We start from the raw sequence: 10763 nt of genomic DNA, 5'->3' as shown, positions 1-10763 counted from the left end.
AAGTGACTGACAAAGGCGGAGCGTGGCTCTTCGGCAACAGCCGACTGATCCGCCCGCCCCCGAAGAGCCACGCAATGGGTGGCGGGGGTAAGTGGTGGCAGCACAACAGGAGGCGCAGGGCGGCCGCTGCTTGGGCCCGTCCACGGCTAAGGCGTGTCTCATAACCAGGTGGCGTCGGCGGGTGAGCGCAAGGATGTCGACCAATTACCGGGGTCGCCGATGATGTTGTGGCCGCGGAGAAGGGCATCGACCTCGTAGTAGCCGTTCCGGCCGATGCTGCGCCGCCGGCGACATCCACGGAGCTCTCGACCGGGCTCTTCGAAGACGTCCTCGCCTTCGAGGAGTCGTTCGGCGCTGCACGGCGAGCGCAAGGAGGACGCCGCGCTGCCGGTGAGCTGGCGGCGATGGACTCCTGTGATTCAGCGCGCGCGGCGGTAGTGCATGGCTACCGCGCCGTTGCGGAGCGGCTCCGCTGAGAGCAGCTCGAGCTGGCGCGTGCCGGGCAGCCCGCCCTGGTGCAGCGTCGGGCCGTGGCCGGCGATCCTGGGATGGACGAGCATCTTGTACTCGTCGATCAGGTCCAGCCGGTCGAGCTCGGTCGCGAGCTTGCCGCTTCCGAGGAGGACCCCGGCCGGGGTCGCGTCCTTGAGCTTCTGCACGCCCTCGCGCAGATCACCGGCGATGTGGTGGCTGTTGGCCCACGGGAAGTCCTTGCGCGTCGACGACACCACGTACTTGGGTTTGGCGTCCAGCTTGACCGCCCACTCGCGCATGGCCGGCGGCGCCTCCTCGTCGCCGCGGGCGACGGCCGGCCAGTAGCTCTCCATCATCTCGTAGGTGACGCGACCCCACAGCATTGCCCCGCCCTCGTCCATGAGACGGGTGAAGAAGGCATGCGTCTCGTCGTCGGCGATCCCCTCCTGGTGGTCGACGCAACCGTCCAGGGTGAGGTTGAGGCTGAAGATGAGCGTTCCCATGGCCGGCGAGTCTAACGCCACCAAGGCGTCGGACCAGGCGGGCGTCGCGTCAGCGAGCTCGCGGTACACGCGCCCTGTCCTCGTTGAAGTCGTCGGTCTGGGCGAGCCTGCGCTCGCTCGCGGGCATTGCCAGCTCGACACTGACGACCAGGGCGGTCCCAAACTCACGCCCCATGAAACCCGCCGGAAGATGCCGCGATCCAGACGCCCGGCCAGTCAGGACCGCTACTCGCGCTCATAACCAACCCAGGTTCATAGCCACTCGCCAATGACGGCGATGATGAGAGTTGCTTGGTAGCGGACGGCCAACTTGTCGTACCGGGGTGGCCATGCCGCGGTGGCGTTTGAGTCGGTTGATACCCACTCCACGGCATGTCGCTGCTGGTAGACGATGGGATCGAGGGCGGATGGTCGGCCGCCCTTCGACCCTTTGACCTTGCGGTGAGCGTCCTGGTCGCTTTTGCTCGGAATGCAGGCCTTGATCTGGCGTCGGGGCAGGTAGGCGCGGTTGGCCTTCGAGGTGTACGCCTTGTCGGCCAGGACACGGTCCGGACGAGTACGCGGCCGGCCGCCGCCGGGGCGGACCACCGGGATCTGTTCCAACACCGGCACGAACTGAGGGCTGTCGCCGCGTTGCCCGGCGGTCAGAAGCATAGCCATGGGTTTCTGGCCCTGCTCACAGGCCAGGTGTGTCTTGGTGGTCAGACCCCCGCGCGAGCGGCCCAAGGCATGGTCGGCAGGACCTCGCTGTCTACCGATCACCGCCACGCCGCGACTTCCCCGATCCCCAACATCTCTGAAACACGCCTTAGCTGCGGGCTACGCGATCGCGTGCGTGCAGCGCATCGACTCGTCGGGTGTGGCCTGGCCGTGGGTGCGCTGAAGGTGCGCCTCGCCCCAGACCCGGACGCCTTCCACGACGGGCAGAACCGTGGTGCCGTAGGAGGTGAGCCTGTAGATGATTGGCGCCGGGACGGGTCCGGTCACGACGCGCTCGACGAGCCCGTCAGCCTCGAGTTCACGCAGCTGCTCGGCCAGCACCTTGGGCGTGATCGGCGCGCCCAGACGGCGGAGGCCGGCGAAGTGGCACTCGCCATGGGCTAACCAGTACAGAAGGGTCAGCTTCCACTTTCCACCGATCGCGGCGAACGCCGCGGCCATCGGGCAGCCGGGTAGAGGATTGGGGCGCGACCGTGAGGGGTTACCTGCAGGTGCCTTCTTGTTCATGGGCGTGCTCCGCTCAGATAGTCGGATCATGAACCTTCACACCAAGATCACTCTGCCGTACAAGCAGATCCTGGTCCCGTGCCTGTCGCTCCTCATGCTGACCGTGATAGCGGCGTCGGGCGACGCCGCGGCGGCTCCCCTCAGGGCTTCGGCGGCTGCCGAGGACGGCCAACGTGACTTCGACTGGGAGATCGGCGCCTGGCATACCAAGGTGCGGGTGCTCGCCGATCCGCTCTCGGAATCCGAGGATGAATGGCTCCACTTCGAGGGTACGAGCGTTGTGCGCCCACTGCTGGACCGGCGTGCGAATGTCGTCGAGCTTAAGGTCTCGGGGCCGAACGGACGGATCGAGGGCCTCAATCTGCGCCTCTATGAGCCCCAGGCGGGGCGCTGGAGCCTGACCTTCGTGAACATCCGCGATGGACTGCTCACCCCGTCCGTGTACGGCGGGTTCCACGACGGTGTCGGCGAGTTCTACGGCGACGATCAACTCGGGGGACGCGCGATCAAGGTGCGCTTCCTCATCTTCCGGCAGAGCCCGGACAAGGCGAGGTTCGAGCAGGCCTTCTCAGGCGACGGCGGGGAGACGTGGGAGACGAACTGGATCGCCGTGGACAACCGCATTGACAATGTCAGCTGAACCCTTTTTCAACCTCGGCGCCCGCGCGTCGCGCTGATCGTGTACGGATGCAGCGTTTCGTGAAGACGTAAACCGGCCGCCACCTGATGATCCTTACGTTTCCTGCAAGGGATACGAAGAACAGAACAGGTGTGGCCGTGGCCACGGTTCTGGACTACCTCGTGGCCTCGTATTGCCCGACACACCCACGCCGGACGCGTCCTGGAGCAGAGTTGCGGTTCGAGTCGCATCTGCTGATTTTGAGCTTTAACCCGTGCGGCGTGGGCGGGGAGTTGTGGATGTCTTCGATTTCGTTCTCGCGCGTGGGCTGAGGTGCTCGTCGTGGCGTTGGGCGGGCCAGGCTACGGATCCTCGACAAGCCGACCTCAAGCTGGGAACTCGCGGTCCGCCCCGGGCAGGACGTACGGCTGCTCGGCAACGACGGTTTCTACGGCCTCGGGGTGGGCGCCGCCGCCACAAGCTTGGACGCTGGAGTCCGGACACGGGTACCCGGAAGCACTGCTGAAAGGCTGTCCGGATGATCGCGGGCACCCAGCAGCCGGGCCGTCAAACACCCGCACCGACCTGCTCACAAGCCGACGCAGGCCACAGACCCGGCATGGCCAGGGCGACCAGGCGCGCATGCCGAGAGGCGCCGCGACGTCTTAGGTTGGACCAGACAGTCCTGTCACTGTATGGTCGACGGAGCGACCGAACTCATCGGTTCCAACCCACCGCCACTCGAGGACGGAGCATGCAGGAGCCGCCAGCCGCGGAACCGACCGCGGTGGGCGCGCGCCGAGGCCCGACCGGGATTGCGACGTGGTCGCCGAAACAGGCGCGACGAATCTGACACCAACTAGACGGCACGACCGCTCGCGCCAGCACCGCATATGCGGCACGGAACCACAACCCAGCTCGGCGAAAGCCGAACTCCACGACAAGGAGCAAGAAATGAACGAAACCAAGCAGTCCGCCGAAGATCTGGCAATCCTCGAACAGCTCAACCTCGACTACATCCACTCGGACGAGGCCAGCGACGCCAAGCGATTCAGTGAATTCCTCGCCGAGGATTTCATCGTGCAGACACCGGGTGTCACCCGCAACCGCCAGGAGTACCTCGAATACATCGCCAAGCCCCGACCCATCAAGGACATCGTTCTGCGCGACTTCAAGATCCGCATCCTCGGCGACGTTGCACTGATCCACGGCCGCGTCACCTACACCATGATCGCCGATGGAGTGGTGCAAGAAGCGCTGTACACGGACGTGTACCAGAAGCGCGAGGGCACCTGGGTCTGCGTCTCCGCCTGCGCGATCGCCCCGGGCGCCTGACCCGCACCATGTCTGATATTCCAGCCCAGGCACGCTACGAACAGTTCGTCGAACTCCATCGTGGCCCCGGTACGTTCATCATGCCCAACGCATGGGACGGCCCGTCGGCTCTGCTCTTCAAAGAGGCCGGATTCAAGTCCATCGCGACCTCTTCAGCGGCTTTCGCCGCGACACTGGGCCGGCTCGACGGTATCCACGCCATCAACCGCGACACGCACCTTGACCATGCCGCCCTACTCACGTCCGTGAGTGGCCTGCCGATCAACGGCGACTTCGAGGACGGGTACGGGGAGACTCCCGAAGATGTCGCGGCCACTGTCGACGCTGCCATTGCCCGCGGTCTCGCTGGCATCGGAGTTGAGGACACCACGGGTGACCCTTCTAACCCGATTCGTCGATTCGATGACGCGGTTCGCCGCATCGAGGCCGCCGGCGCAGCTGCACGCGGACGGATCGTTTTGACCGGCCGTACGGACAACTTCCTGTGGGAAATTTCCGACATCGATGACACCATCCGCCGCCTCACGGCCTTCGCGGAAGCAGGAGCTGACGTCCTGTACGCACCGAACCTGCCGGACATGGCCTCGATCAGCGCAGTCGTCAAGGCTGTCGCGCCCAAGCCGGTCAACGTCCTCGTCAGCCCCAAGGACACGGCTACCCTCGCGGAACTCCAGACGATCGGTGTCCGCCGGATCAGCCTCGGGGTCGACCCATACACGCACGCTCTCGGAGCTACACAGGCGGCTGCGGCGAAGCTGGCGGCGGGAGACCTGACGGCACTCGCATCAGAACTCAACTTCGGCCACATCATCGACCTCATCAAGGCTTGACGCGCCCATGCAACCGAGCGGCCGCGCACTGGTCTCATGCGGCTGGATCGCAACGTGAGGTGTCTTGGACGCCCGCGTTACTCGCGCACAACATCCTCGGGTGCTCACAGAGCGGAGCCGTGCCAGGAGCATGCGATGAGTGAGGAGAACATATGATCGAACTCGAACAGGCGACGCCGGCACACCACGCATCGCAGGTGTCCGTGGTCACGTCATCGTCGTGCACCGCGGCCGTCCCGATCGAGCCTGCAGCTGCCCGCGCTGCCGCGGAGCCCGGTAGCAGGCGGGGCTGGGCGTCCGTTGGTGCGCTCGCGCTCGGCGCGTTCGTCATCGTCATGACGGAGACGCTTCCGGTGGGGCTGCTGCCGCAGATTGCCGACGGACTGGATGTCTCGCTCGGCCTCGCGGGGCTGATGGTGCTCGTGCCGGGTTTCAGCGCCGCGGTGTCAGCGCCGCTGTTCTTCCTCGGTTCCGGCCGCTTCAACCGCCGCTCCGTCATCCTTGTCCTGGGTCTGACGGTGCTTGTGTCGAACGCGGTCGTCGCGGTGGCGCCGAACTTCGTGTTGGTGTTGATCGCCCGCATGCTCTTCGGCGCCACCCTGGGAGCCTTCTGGACCGTGGTCTCACCGGTCGGACCCAAGCTGGTGGGCCCGGTCGGCGGCACTCGCGCCATCACCATCATCGCGGCGGGTATCTCGGGTGGGACGGTGGTGGGACTGCCTGCGGGACAGTTCCTTGGCAACCTCGTCGGCTGGCGTGTCACTTTCGCCTTTGCGGCGGCGGCGACACTGCTTGTCGTGGTTGCGCAGGCGGTCGTGCTGCCGGGCATTCCCCCGGACGGGCGTACGCAGCTGCGTGATCTCGTGGGAGTCGTGACGCGACGGGCCGCCCGGTTTGGGATGGCAGCTGGCGCGGTTGTGTTCATCGGACAGTTCACCGCCTGGACGTACATCACCCCGTTCCTGATGGACCACACACAACTGTCCAGCGGCGTGATCTCCCTGCTCTACGTGATATACGGCTGCGGTGGCATCGTCGGCTCAATCGTCGCCGGATCGCTGTTTAAGCGCGGAGTGATCGGCAGCTTCGCCGGGGCGGCGACGGTGGTGGCCGCATTACTCATCGGGCTGGCCTGCGCGGGCTCCTTACCCTGGCTGGCTGGCCTGTTGCTCGTGCTGTGGGGCCTGTTCTGGGGAATCGTGAACCCGGGAACGCTGGTCTGGATACTCGACGCGGCCCCGGAGACCCCGGAGGCCGCGTCCGCGGTGAATGTGACGAACCTTCAGATAGCCCTGGCGGCGGGGTCTGGCCTCGGCGCGATCCTTGTTTCGTCGACAACCTTGCAGATGGTGTTCCTCACGGCGGGCTTCGTTGTCCTTACCTCCGCCGTGCTCGCCGCGGTGGCGGCACGGTTCGTGACACTCGCCCGGAGGCAATGAGGAGACCGGAACGAGGCGAGGGGTGGCCGGGCACGTAGACGTGCGCACCCCGAAACCTCCAGAAGTGGCCGGCATGGTTCAGAACAAGAGAAAGACGGCTCGATGCAACACGTGATTCCAGCGACCAACTTGGGCCGGGACAGAACGCTCCGGCTTGCATTCTTATCTGCGGTGGTCTCACTGGTGGCCGTGTTTGCCGCAGTGGGCTCGACGATCCCTCTTTTCAACATCTACCGGGCCGAGGACGGGTTCACCAACGCCGGCATCTCCCTGACCGTCGTCGCCTACTCCGCCGCTACTCTCAGCACGCTGCTGGTGCTGGGACGACTGTCCAACCATGTGGGCCGACGGCCTGCAGCGATCGCCAGCCTCGGCCTGCTCGTACTGGGTTGTCTGCTGCTGTTGAACGTGCACCACATCGGCATCCTGATCGCCGGTCGGCTCCTGATGGGCCTCGGCGCCGGGCTGGCCAGCAGCAGCCTCACCGCCTACATCGTCGACGCCGCACCCACCAAGCCGACCTGGCTGGCCTCTGTCGCTTCCAGCCAAACAGTCATGCTCGGTCTCGCCATGGGCGCCATCGCTTCCGGTGCCCTGGTCCAATTCGGCCCCTGGCCACGTGACCTCATCTACCTGGTTGTCATTAGCCTGCTCCTCCTGTCGGCCGCGCTCGTCGCCATCAGCCCGGAGACCGTGACTCCCTCGCCGGGCGGTTGGCGTTCACTGCGCCCTAGCGTTCGGGTACCGGTCCGCGTCCGACATCTGCTTCCCGTCGCGGCCGCGGTGTTCCTGGCCACCTGGGCAACCGGGGCCTTCTACCAGGCCTTCGTGCCGGCACTGGTCAAAGATCAGCTTCACACCACCAGCTCGCTCGTCCTTGGACTGGTGTTCGCCGCATACATGGGCCCCAGCGCGCTAGGCGCCCCCCTTGGCGGCCGGTTCTCACCGGCGGCAGCTCAGCGCATCGGCATGATCGCCTTCCTGGCCGGGTGGATCGGCATCATCACCGCGATTACCACCGGCGCACTGCCGTTGTTCGTCGCCGCAACTATCGTTGCGGGAGCCGCTCAGGGCATCGCCATAAGTGCCGTCACCCGCGGCCTGCTGTACGGCAGCACCCTGCACGACCGGGCACCGATCTTCGCCGTCGTATATCTCCTCAGCTACAGCGGCGCGACCGTGCCCAGCCTCATCGCCGCTGAACTCTCCAGCGTCTTCTCGGTGCCGCACATCGCGTTCGGGTACGGCGCACTTGCCGTCCTCGCCACCGCGTTCACTGTCATCGCTGCGCGCAGCCCGCACACCGACACGACCAGCCGGCCCAATGAGCCTTTCCCAGCAACGGCTTGTAACTCGGGGTGAATATGTCGTTCGGCCCTGCTCGGCGTGCAGCAAAACGAGAGCAGTGGCGACGATCTTGCCGATGACATTGAGTGATCGGAAGCACGAACACGTCCTATGAGGTTCCCCTCGGGATGTGGACACCAGAAGGCGATCCACCGGAACACGTCATGGCGGGCGCCGGCTTCGGCCGTCCAATGCCGGTGGTCGACGTCGAGTTTTCGTTTGAGGGTGGCGAAGTACGCCTCGGCCGCAGCGGGCGGGCGACCGCGGCACCACCGCTGATCGGGTGCGTTGGCGGTGAAGTCCCGGTCGATCAGGTTCGACGCCGGCGGGGCAGCCTGATCCAGGATGGTGGTGCGTTTACGGCGGCGCAGGTGCCGCCCGACAACGTCGCGTTGCCGCATGATCCGCTCGACCCGTCAGCTACGACATGGCGAACGACCAACTCGGAGCAGTCTCCACCCGCATCATGGACTCTGCAGTCCAATGGATTCTCGATGCGGAGGCATCCCCCAAGCGGAATGCATCGCCACGACCGCCAGGCGCGCTGCCGCTCCTCCAAGTCGTCGATGGCCAGCGAGGTTTGCTGACCAACGCCACGCCAGTCTATCCTGGACCAGATGGTCCAATTTAATTACTCACAATGGCGGGGAACCACGATCCCACCGCAGAGAATCTCATCACCGGGGCACGGGCTGACGATGACGTCGTGGGCGGGTACCAGATCGACTTTCACCGGCCGGGTGGAAGCACGGGTGGCAGCGGGATCGCGGCCGCCCTGCCACATGGGGAGAGGCGCATGGCAGTGATCACACGCGGCTTTGGCGGCCGCAGACGCGACGACACCAACCTCCCGCCGGGCCAGTACCGCACGGACGACTTCCCGGTGCTGTCGGCGGGACCCACGCCGCGCATCGACATCGACGAGTGGGAGCTCGCCGTCGTCACCGAGACGGGCGAGCGGAGCACCTGGTCGTGGGCGGAGTTCACCGCTCTTCCTGCCGACGAGCCGACCGTGGACATCCATTGCGTCACGCACTGGTCGAAGTTCGGCACGAGCTGGCGAGGCGTCTCGGTGGACACGTTGCTGGCCGACGTCGAGACCACGGCCGAGTACGTCGTCGCCCACTCCTACGGCGGCTACACCGCGAACATCCCGCTGGAGGACCTACTCGACGGCCAGGCCTGGGTAGCGTACGAGTTCGACGGCGAGCCCCTGGTTCCGGTGCACGGCGGGCCGGCTCGTCTGCTCGTTCCTCACCTGTACTTCTGGAAGAGCGCGAAATGGCTGCGCGCTCTGGAACTGCGTCTCGACGACGAGCCCGGGTTCTGGGAGACGGCCGGCTACCACAACTATGGCGACCCATGGCGCGAGCAGCGGTACCGGGAAGATTGACCTGGCAGCCGGCGACCGTCGCCGCCGCCCGGGCGGAGACTGCGACGGCACGGACCCTGGTCCTCGACGTTGACGGCTGGACAGGCCACGTGCCGGGCCAGCACGTCGACGTCCGGTTGACGGCCCCCGACGGCTACACGGCGTACCGCAGCTACTCGATTTCGTCCGCCCCGGGGCCCGGCCGGCTCGAGGTGACCGTCCAGGCGGTGACCGGCGGCGAGGTCTCGCCGTACCTCGTCGAAGTTGCAGAGCCAGGTGACCAACTCGAGATCCGTGGACCGCTCGGCGGCTGGTTCGTACGCCGACCCGCAGATCCGCGCCCGGCGTTGCTGATCGGCGGCGGGTCCGGCGTGGCGCCGCTGATGTCGATGGTGCGTGCGGCGACGAATCCCACAAGACTGCTCTACTCGGCCCGGTCCCCGTCCGAGGCGCTGTTCACCGAGGATCTTTCAACTGTGCGAGCCGCAGACGATGGGCGCGTTGCCGTCACGTACGTCTATACAAGGGTCGCGCCCGCCGGCTGGCCGGCCCCACCCCGACGACTGGACGCGGACGCCCTCGCCCGCGTCGCCTGGCCCCGCGACGCCGACGCCGTGGCGTTCGTCTGCGGGCCCACCGGATTCGTCGAGACCGTTGCCGACCTCCTCGTCGACATCGGCCACGATCCGGCGAACATCCGCACCGAACGTTTCGGACCCACCGGAGGATGACCATGTCGACCACCAACGTCGGAGCCGACGACGCACCCTGGGTGGACGGTAACGCCCTCGCCGGACCGCTCGGCGAGATCATGGGGACCGACCTCACCGTTGCCGAGCTCACCTGCGCCGGGTGCCGGACGACCCGTCCGCTGGCCGCGATGCGCGTGTTCGACCGATCGCCCGGCCTCGTCGCCCGATGTCCCGGCTGCGAGGACGTCGTCATGCGCGTCGTGCGCACAGCCGACCGGGTCCTGGTCGATCTGCGTGGATCGCTCGTCCTCAGCCTGCCGGCGCCGACTGCCTGAGCACAGAGGGTGTTTGAGGAGACCATGCCCTACCGCTCCGGTCCAGGCGACGGGCGAGCTTCTCAAAGACCCTCTACGGGTATGCCCGCGTTGCAGTGGCGGCCGGCGGTCAGCTCTCGCGGCCCACCTGCCCGAACCCCAACGGCACGTCCGCCCGCGGGAACCACAGATCACACTGCGCCAGCTCACCCGGCAGATAGTCCGTGCTCTGCGCCGGATCCGGCGGCGCGAACAACGACCGCAACAGACGCACCCGATCCTTGAGCACCGTCAACGACCGCGTCCACGCGACCCGCTCCGCGATCACCGTCGCCGGCATCTCAGGCCACTGCTGCAACAACATCCGGATCTGCGGCTCCACCGCATCCACGATCGCCGGCTTCGCCGGCCGCGAATACCGCGGACGCCCCTGCGCCGCCAACGCCCACGCACCGTGTTCCGCCCAACACGATCGTTACCACTCTGATTTGCTCACACTCCCCCACCAGCAGGCATAGGAAGCCGTTGGCGCCCCTTCAAAGCCGTTGAGCACTCCGTGTGAAGCAGGACGCCGCACCCACTCTGATCTGCGAAAACGAGAACTTGCAGGT

At 66.4% G+C, this 10763-nt stretch carries 11 protein-coding genes and 3 pseudogenes; 9 read left to right on the top strand and 5 right to left on the bottom strand.

All coding sequences use genetic code 11. The features are described 5' to 3' along the window. Positions 1-419 precede the first annotated feature (419 nt). The 3 genes and pseudogenes from ACW0Q9_RS03505 to ACW0Q9_RS03495 all read right to left on the bottom strand — a co-directional run bounded on the left by ACW0Q9_RS03505 (position 420) and on the right by ACW0Q9_RS03495 (position 2138). Positions 420-977: a dihydrofolate reductase family protein gene (locus tag ACW0Q9_RS03505; RefSeq protein WP_456178390.1), complete on the bottom strand. Its 558-nt coding sequence runs from the start codon at positions 975-977 to the stop codon at positions 420-422. Between the two features lie 252 nt (positions 978-1229). Beyond that, positions 1230-1718, bottom strand: a pseudogene (locus ACW0Q9_RS03500) (IS5 family transposase); the annotation flags it as partial. 78 nt (positions 1719-1796) lie between these two features. After that, a complete protein-coding gene (locus ACW0Q9_RS03495) occupies positions 1797-2138 on the bottom strand; it encodes a winged helix-turn-helix transcriptional regulator (protein ID WP_091261926.1) in 342 nt (113 codons plus the stop codon). 94 nt (positions 2139-2232) lie between these two features. Between ACW0Q9_RS03495 and ACW0Q9_RS03490 the strand changes: the two genes are divergently transcribed. The 6 genes and pseudogenes from ACW0Q9_RS03490 to ACW0Q9_RS03465 all read left to right on the top strand — a co-directional run bounded on the left by ACW0Q9_RS03490 (position 2233) and on the right by ACW0Q9_RS03465 (position 7789). After that, a complete protein-coding gene (locus tag ACW0Q9_RS03490) occupies positions 2233-2844 on the top strand; it encodes a hypothetical protein (RefSeq protein WP_456178389.1) in 612 nt (203 codons plus the stop codon). Positions 2845-3188: 344 nt separating this feature from the next. After that, a pseudogene (locus ACW0Q9_RS03485) lies at positions 3189-3365 on the top strand (DUF4241 domain-containing protein); the annotation flags it as partial. Positions 3366-3777: 412 nt separating this feature from the next. Continuing rightward, a complete protein-coding gene (locus tag ACW0Q9_RS03480; protein WP_456178388.1) occupies positions 3778-4158 on the top strand; it encodes a nuclear transport factor 2 family protein in 381 nt (126 codons plus the stop codon). A gap of 8 nt (positions 4159-4166) precedes the next feature. Next, the gene (locus tag ACW0Q9_RS03475; protein WP_456178387.1) at positions 4167-4988 is read left to right on the top strand and encodes an isocitrate lyase/PEP mutase family protein; all 822 of its coding nucleotides are present in this window, start codon (positions 4167-4169) and stop codon (positions 4986-4988) included. A 152-nt stretch (positions 4989-5140) separates the two neighbouring features. Further along, on the top strand, positions 5141-6427 hold the full coding sequence (locus tag ACW0Q9_RS03470) for an MFS transporter (protein ID WP_456178386.1): 1287 nt from the start codon (positions 5141-5143) through the stop codon (positions 6425-6427). A gap of 171 nt (positions 6428-6598) precedes the next feature. Next, positions 6599-7789 carry an MFS transporter gene (locus ACW0Q9_RS03465; protein WP_456178385.1) on the top strand — a complete coding sequence of 397 codons (1191 nt, stop codon included), beginning with the start codon at positions 6599-6601 and terminating at the stop codon, positions 7787-7789. A 251-nt stretch (positions 7790-8040) separates the two neighbouring features. On the opposite strand, the pseudogene ACW0Q9_RS03460 reads toward ACW0Q9_RS03465, so the two are convergent. Further along, positions 8041-8190: pseudogene (locus ACW0Q9_RS03460) on the bottom strand (IS3-like element ISRhosp1 family transposase); the annotation flags it as partial. A gap of 380 nt (positions 8191-8570) precedes the next feature. Between ACW0Q9_RS03460 and ACW0Q9_RS03455 the strand changes: the two are divergent. The 3 genes from ACW0Q9_RS03455 to ACW0Q9_RS03445 are packed head-to-tail and all read left to right on the top strand — an operon-like array spanning position 8571 to position 10173. Then, entirely contained in the window at positions 8571-9167 is a 597-nt protein-coding gene (locus ACW0Q9_RS03455; protein WP_456178384.1) for a sulfite oxidase-like oxidoreductase, read from the top strand. Further along, complete coding sequence (locus tag ACW0Q9_RS03450; RefSeq protein ID WP_456178383.1) at positions 9137-9877, top strand: FAD-binding oxidoreductase; 741 nt, start codon at positions 9137-9139, stop codon at positions 9875-9877. Before ACW0Q9_RS03455 ends, ACW0Q9_RS03450 begins: the two co-directional genes overlap by 31 nt. A 2-nt stretch (positions 9878-9879) precedes the next feature. Beyond that, entirely contained in the window at positions 9880-10173 is a 294-nt protein-coding gene (locus ACW0Q9_RS03445; protein WP_456178382.1) for a DUF6510 family protein, read from the top strand. A 109-nt stretch (positions 10174-10282) separates the two neighbouring features. On the opposite strand, the gene ACW0Q9_RS03440 is transcribed toward ACW0Q9_RS03445, so the two are convergent. After that, positions 10283-10534 carry a hypothetical protein gene (locus ACW0Q9_RS03440; protein WP_456178381.1) on the bottom strand — a complete coding sequence of 84 codons (252 nt, stop codon included), beginning with the start codon at positions 10532-10534 and terminating at the stop codon, positions 10283-10285. Positions 10535-10763: the final 229 nt, after the last annotated feature.

Source organism: Micromonospora sp. I033 (assembly GCF_053890995.1).
The sequence above is the reverse complement of the archived record's forward strand: the minus strand, read 5'-3'. Positions and strand labels throughout refer to the sequence as shown.